The sequence below is a fragment of the Bacteroides sp. 2_2_4 genome, assembly GCF_000157055.1.
GTDB classification, from domain to species: domain Bacteria; phylum Bacteroidota; class Bacteroidia; order Bacteroidales; family Bacteroidaceae; genus Bacteroides; species Bacteroides ovatus.
The window spans coordinates 271,326-295,270 of sequence record NZ_EQ973356.1; the positions used below are offsets into that span (position 1 = coordinate 271,326).

Here is a 23,945-nt window from a genome sequence, read left to right on the forward strand (position 1 = left end):
TTTTTATTTTTATAGCTAAAAGCAATCCGTTACTTTTGATGCAAAATAAAACTACGACGTTGGCATCATCAACAGATTAATCGAATACTAAGATAAATAGAATATGAATATTGACAATTGTAATCACACCGACACAGAAAAACATCAAGAAGAAAAGATCTTTTTATATACTACCATTACTGGAAACTTGCAACTAATCCATTTAGAACAGATTGGCTATTTCCGGTATAACTCCAAGAGTAAACTATGGGAAGCTGTATTAAATAATAATCATACCCTGGCACTCAAAAGAAATACAAACTCACAAAAGATATTGAGTCTGCATCCCTATCTTATCCAGATTAGCCAGTCACACATTATCAATATAAGCTATCTGGTTTCGATTGAAGACAACAATTGCATATTGCTTCCTCCATTTAATGAGAAGGAACTTTTACAAGTAAGCAAGTCTTTTATGAAAAAGCTAAAAGAAAAATATCCATGTATCTGATTGTATATAGCTCATCTTTATGTTCTATGCAACGCCAAGCAGTTCCACTTCGAAGATCAATGTCGAGTAAGCAGGAATAGAATCAAAAGATTTGATACCGTATCCCATTGCATAAGGAATATAAATAATCCATTTATCACCAACATGCATTTTCTGAAGTGCCACCTGCCACCCTTCTATTACATCACTAAGACGTAAGGCATCGGGACAAGTACGCTCATAAGAATTATCAAACACCCGACCATCAATCAGACTTCCTTTGTAATGCACGGTAACAATACTCCGCGCACCCGGAGAAATCGTACTTTCGCCAGTTTCCAAAACTTTGTAATAGATTCCACACGGCAACGCGCAAACACCTTCCTGAAAAGACAGTTTTTTCAAAAATCGCCGATTGGCCTCTTTGTATTCTTTCTTTTTCCCCATAAATAAATTGATTAAGAACTTGCAAAAATAATCAGAATAACAAAGGATTTAGCATAAAAACTGTATATTTGTTTGTTGAACTATAAAAAACTTCTCACTATGGGACAAACAAAGACTACACGTAGCATCAGTGCTACCGGACTATTCTTACTTATCATGATGACTGTGGGTCTATATTCATGCACACGCACTCAAAAAGACATCATTCCTTCTGCCGATTATGCACCGTATGTAAATGCGTATACGGGAGGAGTCATCTCGCAAAATTCGACCATACGTATAGAACTGACCCACGACCAACCCATGGTGGATCTGAACAATGAGTTAAAAAGCAATCCGTTCAGTTTCTCACCTTCATTAAAGGGAAAAGCATATTGGGTTAGCAACAATACCATTGAATTTGTGCCCGAAGAAGGAGCGCTGAAACCGGGAACACTTTACGAAGGAACTTTCCGGCTCGGAGACTTCATCGAAGTGGACAAAAAGCTGAAAGAGTTCAACTTCTCATTCCGCGTACAAGAACGTAACTTCACCCTGCAACTGGAATCATTACCGATTACAGCTACCCAACCGAATGAAATAAATATGAAAGGAGAGATACGTTTCAGCGACGTAGTGAAAAAGGAAGAGGTAGAAAAGATGCTGACTGCCAGTGACGGGAAAAAGAGTTATCCGGTGGAAGTCACCGCAACCGACAATCATACCCGGTATTTGTTTAGTATCAGACAAATCCCCAGAGAAGCTGATGATTACCCCTTGACTATCACAGCCAACGGCAACCCGGCCGGCATCGACCGTAAACAAACCGAAGAAGTACTGATACCGGCGAAAGATTGTTTCCGTTTCATGTCTGCCGAACGCATCGACCAACCGGAAAATGGAATCGAGATTGTTTTCTCCGCTCCCTTATCCACTACTCAAGATTTAAAAGGACTGATTGAGATCCCGGAAATCTCCTCATCGATCTTCCAAATCAGTGAGAACAGAGTTTTTATCTATTTCGAAGCAAACACACAGAACAAACTGACGCTGAATATCCATGAAGGAGTCAAAGACAGTCAAGGTAAAGCATTGGGAACTTCTCATACGATCTCATTCAGTGAAGTAAGTCTGAAGCCACAAGTGGAAATGTCTACTACCGCCGCTATCCTGCCCGATTCGAAAAGTCTGATTATTCCTTTCAGGGCTGTCAACCTATATGCTGTGGATTTGAGCGTGATCCGCATTTTCGAGAACAATGTATTGATGTTTATGCAAACCAATTCACTGGCCTCGGCCAATGAGCTACGCCGTTCTGGAAGACTGGTTTACAAGAAAACATTATGGCTTGCCAAAGATGCTTCCAAAGACATTCATCATTGGGGAGATTACTCGATAGACCTTGCCGGATTAATCCACCAGGAACCGGGTGCCATCTATCGTGTCATACTTTCATTTCGTCAGGAATACTCCGCTTATCCTTGTGGAGGAGGCGAGAATCAGGATATGAAATTCGCCGACAGCAGCACCTCCGACGGGCTGACCAAAGTAAGTGGAAGTGTTTTGTCCGAAGAAGATGAAGCAATCTGGAATACCCCCGAAGCCTACTATTATTACAATGGCGGAACAATGGACTGGAGTGTGTACCGATGGACGGAACGCGACAACCCCTGCCATCCGTCTTATTATATGGATTCAGACCGGGCAGCTGCCTGCAACGTTTTTGCTTCCAACCTGGGAATGATTGTAAAACGGAACTCACTGAATAAACTGTGGATTGCCGTTAGTAATATTTTGGATACAAAACCGATAGGGAAAGCACAGGTAACAGCGTATAACTTCCAGTTACAACCCATAGGGAAAGGAGAAACCAATGGAGAAGGATTCGTTGAAATCACTCCGAACGGTGTGCCTTTCATTATCGTGGCAGAATCGGACAAGCAAAAAGCGTACGTCCGCGTTGTGGACGGTGAAGAACAGTCCGTCAGCAGATTCGACGTGGGAGGAAAAGATATTCAAAAGGGACTGAAAGGATTTATATATGGCGAAAGAGGGGTATGGCGCCCGGGAGACACGCTGCACATTTCCTTTATATTGGAAGACCGCGAAAAGAGAATCCCCGACAAGCACCCCGTAGCACTGGAGATTTACAATCCGAGAGGACAGTTCTACACGAAAATGATTTCAACACAAGGAATGAACGGATTCTATACATTCGACGTTCCGACACAGGCAACAGACCCGACCGGACTTTGGAATGCGTATATTAAGGTGGGAGGAACCACCTTCCACAAAGGTCTGCGTATCGAAACCATAAAGCCCAACCGCTTGAAAATAAATCTGGCATTGCCGAAGGTGCTTCAAGCCACGGACAAGGATTTCTATGCCCCACTCACTTCAACCTGGCTGACAGGAGCAACTGCCTCCAAACTGAAAGCCAAAGTAGAAATGTCTTTATCGAAAGTGAATACACAGTTTAAGAATTACGGACAATATATCTTTAACAATCCGGCTACGGATTTCACGACTATCAAAACAGATATATTTGACGGCACACTGGATGCAGAAGGAAAAGCAAATGTCATGCTGAAAGTTCCGACCGCAACGGAAGCGCCGGGTATGCTGAACGCCACTTTCACCACCCGCGTGTTCGAACCGGGAGGAGATGCCAGCATCTACACTCAAACAATTCCATTCTCACCATTCACCTCTTATGTCGGTATCAATCTGAACCAGCCAAAAGGCAAATATATTGAAACTGACAAAGATCATGTATTCGATATTGTAACTGTAAACACGCAGGGACAGTTAGTGAACAGTTCTAATCTGGAATACAAAATATACCGCATCGGCTGGAGTTGGTGGTGGGAAAACAGTGGTGAATCTTTCGGAACGTATATCAACAACAGTTCCATCACTCCTGTTGCCAGCGGCAATTTACAGACAAGAGGCGGAAAAGCATCTTTCAAATTCCGTATCGATTATCCGTCATGGGGACGCTACCTGGTTTACGTGAAAGATAAAGAGAGTGGACATGCCACCGGAGGTACAGTTTATGTTGACTGGCCGGAATGGCGGGGACGTTCGAGCAAGACTGATCCCAGCGGTATCAAAATGCTTGCTTTCTCGCTGAACAAAGATTCTTATGAAATAGGAGAAACAGCCACAGCAATCATTCCTGCAGCAGCGGGAGGACGTGCACTGGTATCCATAGAAAACGGTTCTACCGTATTACGACAAGAATGGATAGAGGTTTCCAACGGAGGAGATACGAAATATACATTCAAGATTACACCGGAGATGACTCCGAATGTATATCTGCATATCAGTCTGTTACAGCCTCACGCGCAAACAGTCAATGACCTGCCTATCCGTATGTATGGCGTCGTTCCGGTATTCGTGACTAACAGTCAGACGGTGTTGCAACCGCAGATACAGATGCCGGAAGTGTTACGCCCGGAAACCAACTTCAATGTGACCGTCAGCGAAAAGACCGGAAAACCGATGACTTATACATTAGCTATTGTAGACGACGGTTTGCTGGATCTTACCAATTTCAAAACCCCGGACCCATGGAATGATTTCTATTCACGCGAAGCACTCGGCATCCGGACATGGGATATGTATGATAATGTATTGGGAGCTTCCGCCGGAAGTTACAGTTCACTTTTCAGTACGGGTGGAGACGCCACATTAAAACCTGCCGATGCAAAAGCAAACCGCTTCAAACCGGTAGTCAAGTTTATAGGTCCTTTCTATCTGGGAAAAGGTAAGAGCCAGACGCATACGCTGAAACTTCCGATGTATGTAGGTTCGGTACGTGCCATGGTGGTTGCCGGACAAGAGGGAGCGTACGGCAATGCGGAAAAAACGGCTTTCGTGCGGACTCCGTTAATGATGTTGTCCACCTTGCCCCGTGTGCTTAGTATTCAGGAAGAAATCACCGTTCCGGTAAATATCTTTGCGATGGAAAATCAAGTGAAGAATGTAACCGTATCACTTCAGGCGTCCGGTGGAGGAGTACAGATTGTAGGGGCCAATCAACAGTCGCTCAAATTTAGCCAACCGAGTGACCAGCTCGTGTTCTTTACCTTAAAAACAGGTAGTAAAACAGGAAAGGCTACCATCCATCTGACAGCCAATGGTGGCGGACAACAAACTAAAGAAACCATTGAAATAGAAGTACGCAACCCGAATCCGGTAGTAACCCTGCGCAACAGTCAATGGGTAGAAGCCGGACAAAGCAAAGAACTTTCATACAATCTAAGCAGTTCTTCTGCAAATAACCAGATAAAGCTGGAAGTATCACGCATACCTTCGGTTGATATCAGCCGCCGGTTCGACTTCTTATACAACTATCAGCATCATTGTACAGAACAGTTGACTTCCAAGGCTTTGCCTCTTCTGTTTGTCGGCCAATTCAAAACAATAGATAAGATAGAAGCCGAAAAGATAAAGACAAATGTACAGGAAGCTATCCGGCAGATTTATGGTCGTCAACTCCCCAATGGCGGATTTGTATATTGGCCGGGAAATGCTGTTGCCGACGAATGGATCAGTTCTTATGCAGGAATGTTCCTGACACTGGCACAAGAAAAAGGATACGCCGTTCATTCGAATGTACTGAACAAGTGGAAGCGTTTCCAACGTGCCGCCGCACAGAACTGGCGGATGCCGCAGGATGCAAGCGGCTGGCAACAATGGCAGTCGGAATTGCAACAGGCTTTCCGCTTATATACGCTTGCATTGGCAGGAGTACCGGAATATGGGGCCATGAACCGGATGAAAGAACAGGCAGGATTATCCATTCAGGCTAAATGGAGACTGGCAGCAACCTATGCACTGACCGGAAAGATGAAACCGGCTGAAGAACTGGTGTATAATGCGGAAACAACAGTAAGCCCCTACTCTTCCATGAATCAGATTTACGGTTCCTCCGACCGTGATGAAGCTATGATTCTGGAAACACTGATCCTGATGAACCGGGAACGGGATGCTTTGCAGCAGGCAAAAGTCGTTTCAAAGAATCTGTCACAAGAGGAGTGGTTCAGTACACAATCCACCGCTTTTGCTCTTATGGCAATGGGACGTCTGGCTGAAAAGCTGTCAGGCACATTGGATTTCGTATGGACATGGAACGACAAACAACAACCTGCTGTGAAATCGGCTAAAGCTGTGTTTGAAAAGGAAATCGCCACCACTCCCAAATCCGGTATGATTGCTGTGAAGAATCAAGGAAAAGGAGCGCTTAGCGTAGACCTTATCACACGCACACAGTTGTTGAACGATACATTACCGGCCATCAGCGACAATCTTCGCATGGATATAAGATATGCCAACCTGAACGGTACACCAATCTCTGTCAATGATATTATACAGGGAACTGACTTTATGGCTATCACTTCCATATCCAATATTAGCGGAACTTCCGATTACACCAATCTGGCACTGACGCATATCATACCGTCCGGTTGGGAAATATACAACGAAAGAATGGTTGCCCCCGAAACGGAAAACGTAGCAGCCGACGGTTCCGGTAAATCCGTCAGCAAATATAATTATCTGGATATACGCGATGACAGGGTATTGACTTATTTCAATTTGCGTCGTGGTGAAACAAAAGTGTTCACTGTCAGATTGCAAGCGACTTATGCTGGTAACTTTATTCTTCCTGCTGTTCAATGTGAAGCAATGTATGATGTAAACGTACAGGCACGCAGCAAAGCGGGAAGAACAACTGTCAGTCGATAAATTTCAGGCACGGATTACACGGTTCTACTCGTTAACCAAAAATGCGTAATCCGTGTAATTCGTGCCTAATTATTTGTCACAAAGATATGTCTCTTAGCTCTTAACATTTAAATGAATCCTATATATAAATTCTTCAAACGATTATCTGTTACTAAGAAAGTAATGACAATAAGCATTGCTCTTTTGATGATAGGATACATCTTTTGCCTTCCCCGGCAACTGTTTCATGTACCCTACTCCACCGTTGTGACTGATCGAAACGAAGAATTACTGGGAGCACGTATCGCTTCGAATGGTCAATGGCGGTTTCCTCCCCGAAAGACAACACCTGAAAAAATCAAGCAATGTCTTATTACCTTTGAAGATAAACACTTTTACCACCATTGGGGAGTTAATCCGCTATCTACCGGAAGAGCACTCTATCAGAATTTAAAGAATAAACGTGTTGTAAGCGGAGGCAGTACCCTTACCATGCAGACCATCCGTCTCGCCCGGAACAAACCCAGAACTATCGGAGAGAAAGTCATCGAAATGATCTGGGCTACCCGTTTGGAGTTTCGGACTTCCAAAGAGGAAATCTTATCCATGTATGTCTCTCATGCACCATTCGGAGGAAATGTAGTAGGACTGGATGCTGCTGCCTGGCGCTACTTCGGTCATTCTGCCGAAGATTTATCATGGGCGGAATCAGCCATGCTGGCCGTCCTGCCCAATGCCCCCGCCATGATTCATCTATCCAAAGGACGAAAAACACTACTTTCCAAACGCAACCGTTTATTAAAACAACTTTTTGAAGAAGAGATTATTGATGCGTCCACCTATGAATTGGCTATCAGCGAACCGTTACCCGACGAACCACATCCTCTTCCTCAAATAGCCCCCCACCTGGTTACCCGCTTTTATCAAGAAAGAAACGGATTATATACCCGCTCAACCATCGATAAAGGAATACAAACCCATATAGAGAGTTTGGCGGAACGGTGGAGCAATGAATTTAATCGAAGTGATATCCGTAACCTGGCTATCCTAATTATAGACATTCCCACCAATCAAGTGGTAGCATACTGCGGAAATGTACATTTCGACCGTAAGCAAGGGGGGAATCAAGTAGACGTGATTCAAGCTCCCAGAAGTACAGGCAGTATTTTAAAACCCTTTCTCTATGGTGCCATGCTACAGGAGGGAAGTCTATTACCGCAAATGCTGTTACCGGACGTACCCGTTAATATCAACGGCTTTACTCCACAAAACTTCAGCCTGCAGTTTGAAGGAGCCGTCCCCGCTTCCGAAGCTCTTGCCCGCTCATTGAATATCCCGGCTGTCACCATGTTACAAAGATATGGAGTACCCAAATTTCATCACATGCTGCAACAAATGGGGTTCAAGACTATCAACCGATCAGCCGCCCATTATGGATTATCACTCATTTTAGGAGGTGCCGAAGCTACTTTATGGGATGTGACGAATGCTTATGCACAAATGGGACGAATCCTCTCCAACAGTCATTCCAACGACCTTCCCCAAGAAAAGGAAGTGCAGATACTACTGGGAACAGAAGAAAAGACAGTTTCGGAAAGAGATGGTTCAAGAAAAGTTACTTCAGGAAAGACCATTTCAAGAAAAACAACTTCGAGAAAGGATATATTAGAAGGAGTTATTTCAGAAGGAGTCATTTCGGCAGGAGCGGCCTGGCTCACCCTTTCCGCCTTAACAGAAGTCAACCGCCCTGAAGAAATTGACTGGAAATCAATCCCCTCGATGCAGGCTATCGCATGGAAGACCGGAACCAGCTACGGATTCCGTGACGCCTGGGCCGTTGGCGTAACTCCCCGCTATGCAGTAGGCGTATGGGTAGGAAATGCAACCGGAGAGGGAAAACCCGGATTGGTCGGTGCACAAACGGCCGGTCCCGTATTATTCGATATATTCAATTATCTCCCATCTTCACCCTGGTTCGAACGTCCCACAGGAATTTTTGTTGATGCAGAGATATGCCGTCAATCCGGTCATCTGAAAGGACGTTTCTGTGAAGAAACCGACACCGTACTGATCCTTCCCGTCGGATTACGGACAGAGGCTTGTCCTTACCATCATCTCGTCACACTATCCGCCGACGAAAGCCACCGCATCTATGAAAACTGTGCAAACACGGAACCTACCATTCAGAAATCATGGTTTGCCCTGCCGCCCGTATGGGAATGGTACTATAAACAGCATCATCCGGAATATAAACCGCTGCCACCTTTCAAAGCCGGCTGCGGAGAAGATTCTTTCCAACCCATGCAGTTCATCTACCCTCCGATGAACGCCCACATCAAGCTGCCCAAGCAATTGGACGGCAGCAAAGGCTTTATCACGGTGGAACTGGCACACAGCAATCCCAATGCCACTATCTTCTGGCATCTCGACGACACCTATCAGACACAGACACAGGATTTCCACAAAATTTCCCTGCAACCTGCTCCCGGCAAACATTCCCTGACGGCAGTAGACGGAGAAGGTAACACAGTTTCCACCACTTTCTTCATCGAATAAACATCTTATTTTATTATCTTTGCCGCATGAAACAGCCATTAAAAGAAAACGGTGGACTACCGGCATCTATCCTCTGGACACTTGCTATTGTGGCCGGTGTCTCGGTAGCTAACATCTATTATATTCAACCTCTATTAAATATGATACGCCATGAACTTGGCATATCAGAGTTCAGAACTAACCTGATTGCCATGGTCACGCAAATAGGCTATGCGGCAGGATTGTTGTTTATCACCCCTCTGGGAGATTTATATCAGCGTAAGAAAATCATCCTGGTCAACTTCACCGTTCTGATATTCTCTCTATTGACTATCGCCCTGACGCACAATTTTCATTTGATACTTATCGCTTCATTCCTCACGGGAGTTTGTTCGATGATTCCACAAATATTCATTCCGATAGCCGCCCAGTTCTCCCGTCCGGAAAATAAAGGCAGAAATGTAGGGATTGTCTTATCAGGACTATTGACCGGCATTCTGGCTTCACGTGTCGTCAGCGGATTTATCGGTGAACTGATTGGCTGGCGGGAAATGTATCACATCGCTGCAGGCATGATGTTTATCTGCGCAATCGTTGTATTAAAAGTCCTTCCTGACATTCAGACCAACTTTCAGGGAAAGTATAGCGGCCTGATGAAATCTCTGTTAGCCTTAGTGAAAGAATACCCGCAACTGCGCATTTATTCGATCCGGGCGGCACTGAATTTCGGTTCCCTCCTCGCCATGTGGTCCTGTCTGGCTTTTAAAATGGGACAAGCCCCGTTCTTCGCCAACAGCGACGTAATCGGTATGCTAGGACTTTGCGGAGTGGCCGGAGCATTGACTGCTTCTTTCGTAGGAAGATACGTAAAGCAAGTAGGTGTACGCCGCTTTAACTTTATCGGTTGCGGATTGATTCTCTTTGCCTGGTTACTGTTCTTCATCGGTGAAAACACTTTTATTGGTATCATTGCCGGAATCATCATCATTGACATAGGGATGCAATGCATCCAACTTAGCAACCAAACAAGTATCTTCGAACTAGACCCGCGCGCTTCGAACCGTATCAATACAGTTTTCATGACTACTTACTTTATTGGCGGTTCAATGGGAACATTTCTGGCGGGCAGCTTTTGGCAACTGTATGGTTGGCACGGAGTTATCGGTACCGGAGTCGTTTTAACCGGAATTTCTTTATTAATTACGACTTTCTACAAGAAGTGAGTCAACAAAACGGACGATCAAACCGTTTATTACAATAAAAAAGCCAATGAAATACGGAGTTAACAGACAAATCTTACTTATCACAGCCGGCACCGTCTGGATTATAGCCGGTGCGAATATTCTGCGAATAGGAATTGTAACCTGGTTAAACACCTCCCAAGATTGGATGTTCAAAATAGGAGAAGCCACCGTCGTTTTCTTGTTATTCTTCGTTCTGGTGTTCAGAAGACTTTATTATAAACATACCCAACGAATCGAACAAAAGAAAGAACACAAAAATTGCCCGTTCTCCTTTTTCGATGTGAAAAGCTGGATTACAATGATCTTCATGATTTCTCTGGGAATTACTATACGTAGCTTCCATCTTCTGCCCGAAACGTTCATTTCTGTTTTCTATACCGGATTATCCATTGCCCTCATCCTGACAGGGGTACTTTTCATCCGTTACTGGTGGATAAGGCGTAAGACTTTCGCTAATTAAGCCGGTCTTATACATATTCCAATCAAATACAAACTTATAATAATTTTTATTGCCTGACGTTTTGAAGCAAAAGATTTCATTCTTTTTTGTTGTATCTTTGCGCGGCTATAAACAAAACAGTAGCCGGAAAACAAATAAAAGGTTATAAGAATCAACATGAAGAAAGCCCCCTCTCCCTTTGTATCATTGATGCCGATCATTGTACTGGTGTTATTATTGTTTGCCACTATCCGCACATTTGGCAGTGATGCCCTAAGCGGCGGAAGCCAAGTGTCACTACTCACCACTACAGCTATTTGTATCCTTATCGGTATGGTGTTTTATAAAATTCCCTGGAAAGATTACGAGCTTGCCATAACCAACAATATTGCCGGAGTGGCAACAGCCATTATTATTCTATTGATAATCGGTGCGTTGAGCGGGATCTGGATGATTAGTGGAGTAGTGCCTACGCTAATCTACTACGGGATGCAAATTATCCATCCCAGTTTCTTCCTGGCATCTACCTGCATCATCTGCGCATTGATTTCCGTTATGACCGGAAGTTCGTGGACTACCATTGCTACCATCGGTATCGCCCTGATGGGTATCGGAAAGGCGCAAGGTTTTGAAGACGGCTGGATTGCCGGAGCCATTATTTCAGGAGCATACTTCGGAGATAAAATATCTCCTTTATCCGAAACCACCATCCTAGCCTCTTCTATCACAGACACTCCCTTGTTCCGTCACATCCGTTACATGATGATTACTACGGTTCCATCTCTTGTCATTACGCTAATTATTTTCACCGTAGCAGGATTCTCTCATGATGCCAACAATACACAACACATCGCAGAAGTGGCAACAGCTCTGAATGAAAAGTTTCATATCACTCCATGGCTGTTGATAGTTCCCGTAGCAACCGGCATATTGATAGCGAAGAAAGTGCCGTCTATCGTTACGCTGTTCCTGTCCACCCTGCTGGCTGCTGTTTTTGCTTTAATCTTTCAGCCGGATTTGTTGGAAGAAATTTCAGGAATTGCCGCTTCCGGATTCGATTCACTGTTTAAAGGACTGATGATGACTATCTACGGAGAGACAAATTTGCACACGGATAATGCCGTTCTGACAGATTTAATTGCCACACGCGGCATGTCAGGAATGATGAATACGATTTGGTTGATACTATGTGCCATGTGTTTCGGCGGAGCAATGACAGCAAGCGGCATGGTGGGAAGTATCACTTCCATCTTTGTGCGCTTTATGAAGAAAACAGTCAGCGTGGTCAGTGCGACGGTTTGTTCCGGTCTGTTTCTTAATCTGACCACTGCCGATCAATATATCAGTATTATTCTGACGGGAAATATGTTTCGCGATATTTATGCCAAGAAAGGGTATGAAAGTTGCTTACTAAGCCGTACCACGGAAGATGCAGTAACCGTTACATCCGTATTGATCCCGTGGAACAGCTGCGGAATGACTCAAGCCACCATCTTGAGTGTACCCACACTTGTGTATCTCCCTTATTGTTTTTTCAACATTATCAGTCCTTTAATGAGTATCACCGTGGCAGCCATCGGATATAAAATTGCACGACGTTCGTGAACAATCTGGCATACACTTTTGTTTTTGCAATAAACGAACAACATATTAAACCTAAACAAAAAAAAGTTATGAAAAAGTTTATTGCATTAGTAGCATTAGTATTAGTGAGTGCAAGCACAATGATGTATGCACAAGAAAGTAACGCAGCAGCACGCCGCGCAGAAAGAAAAGCTCAAAGAGATGCAGAGAGAGCGAAACTCCGTGCCGAAGAAGAGGTGCAGGACATGGCAGCCTATCAACAAGCTGTACAGGCTTTGAAAAACAAGCAATTTGTATTGGAAGCTAATCAGGTTGTCTTCCGCAACGGTATGAGTGCTTTTGTTACTTCAAACACCAACTTCGTCCTGATGAACGGCAACAGAGCTACCGTACAGACTGCTTTCAACACTCCTTACCCAGGTCCTAACGGAATCGGTGGTGTGACAGTAGATGGTAATTCTTCGGATATGAAGATGAATATCGACAAAAAAGGAAATGTGAACTGTTCATTCAGTGTTCAGGGTATCGGCATCTCCGCTCAAGTATTTATTAATATGAGCAGTGGAAACAATACAGCTTCGGTTAGTATCAGCCCGAACTTCAGCAATAACAACCTGACATTGAACGGAAATATCGTTCCGCTTGACCAGTCAAATATCTTCAAGGGACGTTCCTGGTAATCCGGATACAAGAATCTTATCATAACTCCGCTACAAATCACGCAAAATGCGTACATTTGTAGCGGAGTTTTTTTTATTCAGTATGGCTTATGAGAGAATTTATCATTGCAGACAATCAGGATATCAGTAAGGCAGGAATGATGTTCCTGTTGAGTAAACAAAAGGAGGTATCCCTTCTTTTAGAAGCTGACAACAAAGCTGAACTGATTCAGCAGCTACGATTGTATCCGCAAGCAGTGATTATCCTGGATTACACCTTGTTCAATTTTGCGGGGGCAGATGAATTGATTGTCCTGCAGGAAAGATTCAAGGAAGCCGACTGGATTCTATTCTCTGACGAACTAAGCCTGAACTTTCTCCGTCAGGTATTATTCAGCAGCATGGCTTTCGGGGTAGTGATGAAAGATAACTCAAAAGAAGAAATCATGACTGCCATTCAATGCGCCACCCGCAAACAAAGGTATATTTGCAATCATGTCAGCAATCTGCTGCTTTCGGGAACTTCTTCTCCGCTGGCAGCGTCAAGCATGGACGACCATTTGCTGACGCAGACAGAAAAGAATATCCTAAAAGAAATTGCATTAGGGAAAACAACGAAAGAGATTGCCGCAGAGAAAAATCTTAGTTTCCATACGATCAACAGCCATCGTAAAAATATCTTTCGTAAATTGGGAGTGAATAATGTGCACGAGGCTACTAAATATGCGATGAGAGCAGGGATTGTGGATTTAGCCGAATACTATATCTGACACCGCTATTCACTAACCTCTACCCCTCTAAGGGAACTATTTAACAGACGATTTCTCCGCTTCCCACGCAAACTTTCGTCTCTTCATCATAAATCACCCCAAACTGCCCCGGAGCAATGCCTTGCAGCTTTTCAGAGGACAAAATGTGGAATTGCTTCTCTCCTTCCTGTATCAGTTTTCCTTTGGTAAAGTCGGGAGTGTGACGAATCTTGAAAGTGATGTCTATCTCCTTCTCCTGCCCTTTCCAGGGATTATCAGTAATGAAATGGAAATCATGCATCCGGAATTCATTGCCGTACTGTGTTTCCACACCGTAACCGCGGGACACATAAATTGTATTTTCTTCAATATCCTTCTTGACTACGAACCAGGGACCACCACTCAATCCAAGCCCTTTGCGCTGGCCGATTGTGTGAAACCAATAGCCGCGATGTGTACCCAATTTCTTTCCGGTTTCCAATTCAATAATCGCCCCTTCCTTTTCTCCTAAAAAGCGACGGACAAAATCATTGTAGTTTATCTTCCCGAGAAAACAGATACCCTGACTATCTTTCCTTCTGGCACTCGGCAATCCGGCTTTATTGGCAATCTCACGTACTTCTTGTTTCATCAAACCTCCAATGGGAAACATGAGTTTGGAAACTTGCAAGTAATCAATCTGTGCGAGAAAGTCTGTCTGGTCTTTCACAGGGTCTTTCGCTGTGCCCAACCAAGTTTTACCGTTGCGTTGCAAGGTGGTGGCATAATGACCGGTTGCCGTAAAGTCGAAGTCTTTCCCAACACGCTGTTCAAAGCAACCGAATTTGATAAGCTTATTACACATCACATCCGGATTAGGCGTCAGTCCCTGCCGGATTTTATCAATGGCATAGGCCGCTACATTCTCCCAATACTCCTGATGCAAATCCACTACCTCCAAAGACAGACCGTACTTACGTGCCGTAGCAGTAGATAATTCAATATCTTCCTCTGCCGAACAGTCCATATATTCCGCTCCGTCCATGCCTATCTTAATATAAAAAAGAGTGGGCTTATATCCTTGCTCACAAAGGAGATGTACAACAACCGAACTGTCGACACCTCCTGATAATAATGCAGCTATATCCATGAATAATGATTCGTCTATTAATAACGTTCTATATGTAAGCTAATACCTATTAAAAAATTCTATGCTACAAAGATAAGGCAAGAATCTCTAACAGCCAATCACATATTGAAGGTATTTTTATACCATAAATGTGGTAGATAAGCAAAGTATTTCCTACATTTGCACAGTAAAAAGCTTTTTATGATGACGAAATTAAGAAAGATAATCCTCATACCTGCCCTGAGCATCGTATTTATCAGTGGCTTTTTCTCCTGTGGTGTCGACCGCTGGCCGGAGTATGCCCATCAGACCGCACTGGATACATGGATGTACGACATCATGCAGCAGAACTATCTGTGGTATCAAGATCTACCTTCCTACGATGATGTGAATCTGTTTCTGGAACCTGCCTCATTTTTATCTAAAGTAAAATCAAAAAACGACAGCTATTCGTTTGTGGACTCTGTGATGGAGACTCCGCTGCCTACCTATGGATTTGATTATTCACTGGTTCGAAGTGCGGATATCGATACAGCATATAATGCATTAATTACTTACGTCATCCCCGGTTCACCGGCAGAAGCAGCCGGACTGGAACGTGGAAACTGGATTATGAAAGTCGATACTTCTTACATCAGCAAGAAATACGAGACTCAATTACTGCAAGGAACCCAAGCCCGGGATTTGGTGATGGGAGTATGGAAAGAAGTTCCTGTTGAGCCGGAAGAAGGGGAAGAAGGAGAAGAAGAATTTGTATACAAGGTAGTACCTAATGACATAACATTAAAACTACCTGCGGCACGATCCGTTGAGGATAATCCAGTGCATAAGACCAAAATACTTACGGTAAAAGAAAACAATAGAGATATTAAAGTAGGGTATCTCATGTACAATAGCTTCACAGCCGGAACCAATAGTGATCCGGACAAATACAATAACGAACTGCGACAAATCTCACAAGAGTTCAAGACAGCTGGCGTGAAATATGTTATACTTGACCTACGTTACAACACCGGTGGTTCATTGGATTGTGTTCAGTTATTAGGTACAATTCTGACTTCAGAGGCACGATTAAATAAGCCGATGGCCTATCTGGAATATAATAATAAAAACAGAGACAAGGATGCTACCATCAACTTTGATAGTGAGATATTAAAGAGCGGTGTTAATTTAGACCTGCCCGCTCTGTTTGCTATTACAAGCAGTACAACAGCCGGAGCACCGGAAATGTTAATTAGGAGTCTTTCACTGAAAGACAGTTATCCTGTCGTAACCATCGGTGGTGTCACTAAAGGACAAAATGTAGCAACAGAACAATTCATTAATGAAGAATTTCTGTGGTCAATCAACCCGGTAGTATGCACTGTCTATGATTCCAACCACGATGCCGGAGGAGCTATCTCCCCTGCAACAGATCTTAAAATCAGTGAAACTACTATTGATGGAGTTACTAATTATAGTGAATTTTTACCATTCGGTGATCCTAACGAAAGAATGTTAAAAGTAGCCATCGGTGTTATTGACGGAAGTTATCCACCAAAGGATGAAGAAACCGAAGAGACCACAAAAGCGCAATTCAAAATAGAGAAAAGCGTAATAAGTCCGGCAAGTAGACGTTTTAGTAGTAACGGATTACGATTAAAATAAGAAAGGATGAAAAAAGTAGCTATTTTATTGCTGGCAATACTGATATTCAGTTGTTCGGATGATGACGAAAAGGGCACAGTAGAGAATAAAGGGCAATGGGCTATGATTTTCAATGAATCCGTCAAGAACGATTCAAACCCTGTAGATAAGACAGAGAAATTTATGTTCGATGGTGAGCGCCTGATTCAACATATTATAAAACAACGTTATTTCGAAGAAGAAATCAGCAACGAAGTAAACTTGAGCTACTCTGATAATCAGGTAACAGTTACCACTGACTATCTCACTTTAGTATATACATTAAATAGCGAAGGCTATGCCAGTCAATGTGTATACAGTTTGTCTTCACAAAATCGTATTTATCAATTTTCTTACTCTGCAGAAGGATACTTAACCGGAATTGTCGAGAATATTGACAATACAGAATACTCATCAACATCACTTACATACGAGAACGGAGATATAACCTCTATCAGTTCCAAGATGAACGGCCTTGAAAACAAGTTCATTTATGAACCGGGAGAAGAAAGTTCGACATACCATTTGCCCTGCCTCGGTTTATTAGAAATACACCCTCTGACATTCCATATTGAAGCTCTTTACGCTGGGTTATTGGGTAAGGACCCGCGCCATTTCACCATACGCAGTTGTCTTGCAGGAAGTAACGATGAAAAGACAATCTATTCGTATGAGTTTGATAAAAAAGGGAATCCATCCAGGATGATTTGTCAAACGACCTATGCCGGAGGACAGGCCAGCTATTATCCATACACACGCAACATTTCGGTTTCTTTCGAATAATCTTTCATTCCGAACATCGAATTCTCTTTTAAAGTAGCACAATCACTCTATTTCTGTCAAGAGCAGAATTATAGATTCTTAACCTATAAAGCCCCTTTTCATACCTCAACTTTGTTTATTCCGAAACAAAGGCTCTGATTTTACCTAACAAAGGCTTCAACTTCTCCTAACGCAGCGTTTAATGAGTCGTAACGCACCGTCTAATTTTTATAAAGCTGCGGTATAAAACACGTTAATCTCTGGTTTCATCCCTTTTATAAGCCGGGATAAAGCTCACGCCTCCCAAGTATACAACAAAAAAGGAGAAAGCTTCCGCTCCCTCCTTCTATCGTAGTTTAACCTCAATCTATTTTATGATTCTGTACCAAAGATACAACATTGAAAAGCCAAAGTCAAGTATTCCCGGTTTTATTTCTTGAAAAACTTATCAAAGAACAGAATCTGATAATCAATGGAGTTATTCCAATACTGCCCTGTATGTCCTCCCGGACGGGTAATAAAATCATGATCGATCTTTTTTTCTAACAGGCGGTTATGCAAATCCTTGTTCACATTCAAGAAGAAATCTCCTTCTCCACAATCGACAATGATAGCCAAATCGCCATTCTCTATCTTATCAATCTGATTGATAACGGTATGATTATCCCATACTTCCTTGTTAGATTCATATTCTCCCAACTGCTTGGACATGTCCCAGTTTTTCGGGAACGGGCGAATATCCATCCCTCCGCTTGTACTTCCACTGGCACCAAACGTATCTTTATGACGGATTGCATTCCACATCGCTCCGTGTCCACCCATACTTAATCCGGTGATGGCACGTCCTTTTCTGTCGGCAATCGTCTTGTAATGTTCGTCGATATACTTCACCAGTTCCGATGAAATAAAAGTTTCATAACGATAAGACGGATTGAGCGGACTATCCCAGTACCAGCTATTCTTTCCGTCCGGACAAACGAATATAATTCCTTTTTCGTCCGCAATTTGAGGAAGATTCGGTTTAATTCCAATCCATGTTTTAGCATTTCCACCGTAACCGTGCAACAAATAAATGGCGGGACAAGCTACCGCTTTCTTCCCCAGCGCAGCATCCGGCGTTACCACCACCACTTGCACATCCTTATTCATGGAAGGACTTTTAATTAATAAAGTATCTACTTTGGCAGCAAACGAAGGAGCCACCCATACTAAAAGAAGAGCAATTAATAGAAGTTTTTTCTTTTTCATTGTGTGTTATAATAGTTAGATATAGTTATTCCTCTGTCTCTGCAGAAGGATTAAATTTAGAAACCGGCATTTCAAAGGTTTTATGACACTGTTTACAGGTATAGTTCCAGTGGTTATCTCCCGGAGGAGTGACCATCAATGCAGAAATGATAGCGGCACCCAAAGCGCGCCACCGCTTTCCTTTTCTTAGAACCAACTGAATGTCCGATGAACCGCAATACGGACAAAGCGTCAACTCTTCCGGCCAACTATCGTTATCCCTCAACACTTGGACAGCATTTTCATAGTCCTCATCCGCCACCAATATATCCACTCCTGCTATATTGCTCACACAACTCTTATACAAAGTAGAGAAATTCTCATTGTGCAGAATAGACTCAATGCCTTCATTCTCCAACGCTCCCTGAAGGATATGTGCCTTCATCGCATCATTACAAGTTATCAATTTTACAGTCTTCATAAGGAATCTGTTTTAATATGTCCCACAAAAATAAGATATAAAAATGAAATGTGAAACAAAATCCGGCTAACTTTATCAGTAGGTAAAACGAACCAAACAGGAAGTGATTCTGTTTTTATTCACGGAAGGTATCATTCTTTAATACTTTTTTCGTACTTTCGCAGCAATAATTCGCAATCACATGAAAAGACTGTTGACTCTGCTACTATTTTCAAACCTTCTACTTTCCCTGCTACAGGCACAACCTGTACATCAAATCAGGGGAACGGTTATTGAGAAAAACAGCCGTCAGCCATTAGAGTTCATTAACGTAATGGTTCTCGGACTGAACAAAGGTGGCGTCACCAATGCGGAAGGCCATTTCACCATCGAACAAGTGCCTCCCGGCATCTACCGCCTGCAAGCAACTGCCATCGGCTACAAAAGTGTCACTACTCCCGAATATATTGTATCTACCAAAGATTTGAACATCTCAATAGAGATGGAAGAGAACCTGACCGAACTCGCAGGAGTAACCGTCACCGCTTCTCCTTTCCGACGTGATTTGGAAAGCCCCGTCAGCCTGCGCATTATCGGATTGCAGGAAATAGAAAAAAGTCCGGGAGCCAATCGGGACATTTCACGTATTGTACAGTCTTATCCGGGAGTTGCCTTCTCACCAATTGGATACCGCAACGACTTGATTGTGCGCGGTGGTTCTCCTTCTGAAAACCGTTTCTACCTGGATGGAGTGGAAATTCCCAATATCAATCACTTCAGTACGCAAGGAGCCTCCGGTGGTCCGGTGGGAATCCTCAATGCCGACCTGATACGTGAAGTCAATTTCTACACCGGTGCTTTCCCCACTGATAGAGGAAACGCACTTAGTTCCGTTCTTGATTTCAAGTTGCGCGACGGAGATATGGAGCACAACTCTGTAAAGGCTACCCTCGGAGCATCCGAAGTCTCGCTCGCCTCCAACGGGCATATCGGGAAAAAGACCTCTTATCTGGTATCTATACGTCAATCTTATCTGCAATTCCTGTTTGATATGCTCGACCTCCCTTTCCTGCCGACTTTCACCGATGCGCAGTTCAAATTGAAAACCCGGTTTAACGAACAGAACGAGTTGACAGTGCTGGGACTCGGAGGAATCGACAATATGCGATTGAACACGAAAGCGGATAGCGAAGACAACGAATATATTCTTAGTTACCTGCCGAAAATCAAGCAGGAGACATTTACATTGGGAGCCGTTTATCGTCATTATGCAGGCGCACATGTGCAGTCAGTGGTAGTCAGTCACAGCTATCTGAACAACCGCAACACCAAATACCGTCAGAATGATGAAAGTATTCCGGAGAATCTGATGCTCCGCCTCCGTTCTACCGAACAAGAGACAAAATTCCGTTTCGAAAACAATTCTTCTTTCCGCAACTGGAAGGTCAACCTCGGATTGAACCTGGATTACAGCCAATATACCAACACCACCTTTCAAAAGGCATATACCAATCAGGCACAAACGTTTGATTACCATACTTATTTGGGGATGATGCGCTGGGGACTTTTCGGCACTATCAGCTACTCTTCGATGGACGAACGCTTCACTGCTTCTTTGGGATTGAGAGCGGATGCCAACAATTATTCATCGGCGATGAAATCACTCTCCGACCAGCTTTCACCGCGCATATCGCTTTCCTATCAACTTGCCGATCACTGGTTTTTAAGCGGAAATGCAGGACTTTATTACCAGTTGCCTCCTTACACGGCTCTCGGTTTTAAGGATAATAACGGAACGTATGTCAACAAATACAATCTCCGCTATATGAAAGTCAGCCAGGAAAGCTTGGGTATCAGTTGGCGCAAAGGAGATACTTTCGAAGTTTCCGTGGAAGGATTCTACAAAGATTATGATAAAATTCCGCTCTCCGTTGTAGATGGCATTCCTCTTACCTGCAAAGGGAATGACTACGGGGTGATTGGCAACGAATTGCTGACCTCCACCGCCCAGGGACGTTCGTATGGTGCGGAGATTCTGGTGAAATGGCTGATCGCCAAGAAACTGAATCTGGCTTCTTCCTTTACCATCTTTAAAAGCGAATACCGCAACGACAAAGAGAGTGAATACATTGCATCCGCATGGGACAACCGGTATATCTTCAACTTACGGGGAACCTACAATCTGCCGCGCCAATGGAGTGTCGGGATGAAAGTCAGTTGCATCGGCGGTGCTCCTTATACGCCTTATGATGAAGAAAAGTCATCTCTGGTATCTGCCTGGGATGCACAAGGTAAAGCATATTACGACTATTCTAAATATAATAAAGAACGTCTTCCGGCTTTTGCACAGGTAGACCTCCGTATCGACAAGACATTTTATCTGAAACATTGTATGCTGGGATTCTATCTTGATTTGCAAAATATCACGGTAAGCAAACTGAAACAGCAAGATGTACTGATGAGCACCGATATCATTGAAAATCCGGAAGCCCCTGCCGACAGTCAACACTATAAAATGAAACGCCTCAAACAATCGAGCGGGACATTGCTCCCCACATTAGGAATAACATTTGAGTATTAATTTATGCATAAAACTGTAAACTAGAAAAGAGTATGAAAAGAGAAATCGCTATGATTGCCTTCGTATTGTTAGGCATGGGTATGACAGCTTCTGCACAATTCGGCAAGAAGATTAATTTGGGAAAAGCGTTACAAGCCGGTAAAGACGTAGTATCAGCCGTTACTTTATCTGATGCGGACATCGCCAACATGAGTAAGGAGTATATGGTATGGATGGATGCTCATAATCCATTGACCAAACCTGATACTGAATATGGCAAACGTCTGGAGAAGTTGACGGGACATATCAAAGAAGTGGATGGACTGAAACTTAACTTTGGTGTATATGAAGTGGTAGACGTAAATGCTTTCGCTTGTGGCGACGGTAGTGTACGTATTTGCGCCGGTCTGATGGATGTGATGACGGATGAAGAAGTGATGGCAGTGGTAGGACATGAGATTGGCCACGTAGTTCACACAGATTCTAAAGATGCCATGAAGAATGCTTATCTCCGTTCAGCCGTGAAGAATGCAGCAGGTGCCAGCAGCGATAAAGTAGCCAAACTGACCGACTCCGAGCTGGGAGCTATGGCTGAAGCTCTGGCAGGCGCACAATATTCACAGAAGCAGGAAAGCGAAGCGGATGATTACGGAGTAGAGTTCTGTGTAAAGAACGGTATCGACCCGTATGCAATGGCTAACTCACTGACTAAGTTGTCCGAACTGTCGAAAGATGCTCCACAAGCTTCTTACCTGCAAAAGATGTTCTCGTCACACCCGGATACCATGAAACGTATCGAACGTGCAAAAGCAAAAGCAGCAACCTACGCTAAATAATAACGGACATCGTTCCTAAATCAAAAACAGAGGAGGAGATACTGCGGTTTGTCAACCGCAGTATCTCCTCCTCTGTTTTTGATAAAAAAGGACACACTATTATTAAAAAATCATTAATCTATAACATAGATTTGCATAGTGCCCTGATTTCTTGTAATTTCGACCCTATAACCATTTTAATCCATTTATGGAATTTCTTATCATACTTCTCTTACTTGTACTGAATGGCATTTTTGCCATGTATGAAATTGCGCTGGTATCATCCAGCAAAGCACGTCTTGAAACACTTGTCGCAAAAGATAACAAATCAGCCCGTGGAGTTTTAAAACAATTGGAAGAACCGGAAAAGTTCTTATCTACCATTCAGATCGGTATTACGCTGATCGGTATCGTATCCGGTGCGTATGGTGGTGTGGCTATTGCCGACGACCTCGTTCCTTTCTTTTCCCTCATTCCGGGCGCAGAAGCTTATGCACGCAACCTGGCAATGATTACTACCGTAGCAATCATTACCTATCTTTCTCTGATTATCGGAGAGCTAGTACCCAAATCTATCGCTCTTAGTAATCCGGAGCGATACGCCACTTTGTTCAGCCCGGTCATGATTCTCCTGACAAAGGTTTCTTATCCTTTTGTATGGTTGCTGAGTGTCTCTACCCGGCTACTGAATAAACTCATCGGTTTGAAAAGCGAAGAACGCCCCATGACGCAGGAGGAAATCAAAATGATTCTCCATCAAAGTTCGGAACAGGGTGTGATTGACAAAGAGGAAACGGAAATGATACGTGATGTGTTCCGCTTCTCCGACAAACGGGCTAACGAACTGATGACGCATCGCAGAGATCTCATTATCCTTCACCCTGATGATACGCAGGAAAAGGTGATGAAGACAATCGAAGAAGAACATTATAGCAAATATCTGTTGGTGGACGAACGGAAAGATGAGATTATCGGTGTGGTTTCCGTAAAGGATATTATCCTGATGATAGGCAGTAAAAAGCTGTTTAACTTACGCGAAATAGCCCGTCCTCCCCTCTTTATTCCGGAAAGTTTATATGCAAATAAAGTTTTAGAGCTATTTAAGAAGAACAAAAACAAGTTCGGAGTTGTTGTTAACGAGTATGGCAGCACAGAAGGCATTATCACACTGCACGACCTGACCGAAAGTATCTTCGGAGACATCCTTGAAGAGGATGAAACGGAAGAAGAAGAAATCGTCACAAGGCAGGATGGTTCGATGCTGGTGGAAGCTTCAATGAACATCGACGACTTCATGGAGGAAATGGGTATTTTATCCTATGAAGATCTGGAATCGGAAGACTTCACCACTCTGGGGGGATTAGCCATGTTCCTGATTGGCCGTATCCCGAAAGCGGGAGACATCTTCACCTACAAGAATCTGCAATTCGAAGTGGTGGACATGGACCGCGGACGAGTAGACAAATTGCTTGTCATCAAACGGGACGAAGAGCAGGAATAGGATAGCAAAAAA

Annotated in this window: 17 protein-coding genes; 13 read left to right on the forward strand and 4 right to left on the reverse strand. The window is 43.5% G+C overall.

Going from position 1 to position 23,945, the window contains the following annotated elements:
- The first annotated feature begins 103 nt into the window (after window positions 1–103).
- Window positions 104–490, forward strand: a complete 387-nt coding sequence (locus BSCG_RS23035; RefSeq protein ID WP_004308611.1) for a LytTR family transcriptional regulator DNA-binding domain-containing protein — start codon at window positions 104–106, stop codon at window positions 488–490.
- A 24-nt stretch (window positions 491–514) separates the two neighbouring features.
- On the opposite strand, the gene BSCG_RS23030 is transcribed toward BSCG_RS23035, so the two are convergent.
- Window positions 515–916, reverse strand: coding sequence for an FKBP-type peptidyl-prolyl cis-trans isomerase (locus BSCG_RS23030; RefSeq protein WP_004305948.1), 402 nt, complete (start codon window positions 914–916; stop codon window positions 515–517).
- Between the two features lie 99 nt (window positions 917–1,015).
- Between BSCG_RS23030 and BSCG_RS23025 the strand changes: the two genes are divergently transcribed.
- The 7 genes from BSCG_RS23025 (at window position 1,016) to BSCG_RS22995 (ending at window position 13,856) form a co-directional block, all read left to right on the forward strand.
- Window positions 1,016–6,646 carry an alpha-2-macroglobulin family protein gene (locus BSCG_RS23025; RefSeq protein ID WP_008774935.1) on the forward strand — a complete coding sequence of 1,877 codons (5,631 nt, stop codon included), beginning with the start codon at window positions 1,016–1,018 and terminating at the stop codon, window positions 6,644–6,646.
- Between the two features lie 111 nt (window positions 6,647–6,757).
- Window positions 6,758–9,181, forward strand: coding sequence for a penicillin-binding protein 1C (gene pbpC, locus BSCG_RS23020; protein WP_008774936.1), 2,424 nt, complete (start codon window positions 6,758–6,760; stop codon window positions 9,179–9,181).
- Between the two features lie 26 nt (window positions 9,182–9,207).
- Entirely contained in the window at window positions 9,208–10,383 is a 1,176-nt protein-coding gene (locus BSCG_RS23015) for an MFS transporter (protein ID WP_004305938.1), read from the forward strand.
- A gap of 46 nt (window positions 10,384–10,429) precedes the next feature.
- Window positions 10,430–10,864, forward strand: a complete 435-nt coding sequence (locus BSCG_RS23010; protein WP_004305936.1) for a hypothetical protein — start codon at window positions 10,430–10,432, stop codon at window positions 10,862–10,864.
- A 156-nt stretch (window positions 10,865–11,020) separates the two neighbouring features.
- Complete coding sequence (nhaC, locus tag BSCG_RS23005) at window positions 11,021–12,448, forward strand: Na+/H+ antiporter NhaC (RefSeq protein WP_008774937.1); 1,428 nt, start codon at window positions 11,021–11,023, stop codon at window positions 12,446–12,448.
- Between the two features lie 68 nt (window positions 12,449–12,516).
- Complete coding sequence (locus BSCG_RS23000) at window positions 12,517–13,107, forward strand: DUF4251 domain-containing protein (RefSeq protein WP_004305931.1); 591 nt, start codon at window positions 12,517–12,519, stop codon at window positions 13,105–13,107.
- Between the two features lie 89 nt (window positions 13,108–13,196).
- The gene (locus BSCG_RS22995; RefSeq protein ID WP_004319560.1) at window positions 13,197–13,856 is read left to right on the forward strand and encodes a LuxR C-terminal-related transcriptional regulator; all 660 of its coding nucleotides are present in this window, start codon (window positions 13,197–13,199) and stop codon (window positions 13,854–13,856) included.
- A 40-nt stretch (window positions 13,857–13,896) separates the two neighbouring features.
- On the opposite strand, the gene mnmA is transcribed toward BSCG_RS22995, so the two are convergent.
- Entirely contained in the window at window positions 13,897–14,964 is a 1,068-nt protein-coding gene (gene mnmA / locus BSCG_RS22990) for a tRNA 2-thiouridine(34) synthase MnmA (RefSeq protein WP_008648405.1), read from the reverse strand.
- Between the two features lie 180 nt (window positions 14,965–15,144).
- Here mnmA and BSCG_RS22985 point away from each other — a divergent pair, with 180 nt between their 5' ends.
- Window positions 15,145–16,590, forward strand: coding sequence for a S41 family peptidase (locus BSCG_RS22985; RefSeq protein ID WP_004305925.1), 1,446 nt, complete (start codon window positions 15,145–15,147; stop codon window positions 16,588–16,590).
- A gap of 6 nt (window positions 16,591–16,596) precedes the next feature.
- Window positions 16,597–17,391, forward strand: coding sequence for a DUF4595 domain-containing protein (locus BSCG_RS22980; RefSeq protein WP_008774939.1), 795 nt, complete (start codon window positions 16,597–16,599; stop codon window positions 17,389–17,391).
- Window positions 17,392–17,799: 408 nt separating this feature from the next.
- On the opposite strand, the gene BSCG_RS22975 is transcribed toward BSCG_RS22980, so the two are convergent.
- Together BSCG_RS22975 and BSCG_RS22970 are read right to left on the reverse strand one after the other, a co-directional pair.
- A complete protein-coding gene (locus BSCG_RS22975) occupies window positions 17,800–18,618 on the reverse strand; it encodes an alpha/beta hydrolase (protein ID WP_004296959.1) in 819 nt (272 codons plus the stop codon).
- Between the two features lie 25 nt (window positions 18,619–18,643).
- Window positions 18,644–19,078 (reverse strand): DUF2007 domain-containing protein, encoded by a 435-nt coding sequence (locus BSCG_RS22970; protein ID WP_004296960.1) that lies wholly within the window; start codon window positions 19,076–19,078, stop codon window positions 18,644–18,646.
- 181 nt (window positions 19,079–19,259) lie between these two features.
- Here BSCG_RS22970 and BSCG_RS22965 point away from each other — a divergent pair, with 181 nt between their 5' ends.
- The 3 genes from BSCG_RS22965 (at window position 19,260) to BSCG_RS22955 (ending at window position 23,933) form a co-directional block, all read left to right on the forward strand.
- Window positions 19,260–21,638, forward strand: coding sequence for a TonB-dependent receptor (locus BSCG_RS22965; protein ID WP_008774940.1), 2,379 nt, complete (start codon window positions 19,260–19,262; stop codon window positions 21,636–21,638).
- Window positions 21,639–21,670: 32 nt separating this feature from the next.
- Window positions 21,671–22,453: a M48 family metallopeptidase gene (locus BSCG_RS22960; RefSeq protein WP_008774941.1), complete on the forward strand. Its 783-nt coding sequence runs from the start codon at window positions 21,671–21,673 to the stop codon at window positions 22,451–22,453.
- 187 nt (window positions 22,454–22,640) lie between these two features.
- Window positions 22,641–23,933 (forward strand): hemolysin family protein, encoded by a 1,293-nt coding sequence (locus tag BSCG_RS22955; protein WP_008774942.1) that lies wholly within the window; start codon window positions 22,641–22,643, stop codon window positions 23,931–23,933.
- Window positions 23,934–23,945: the final 12 nt, after the last annotated feature.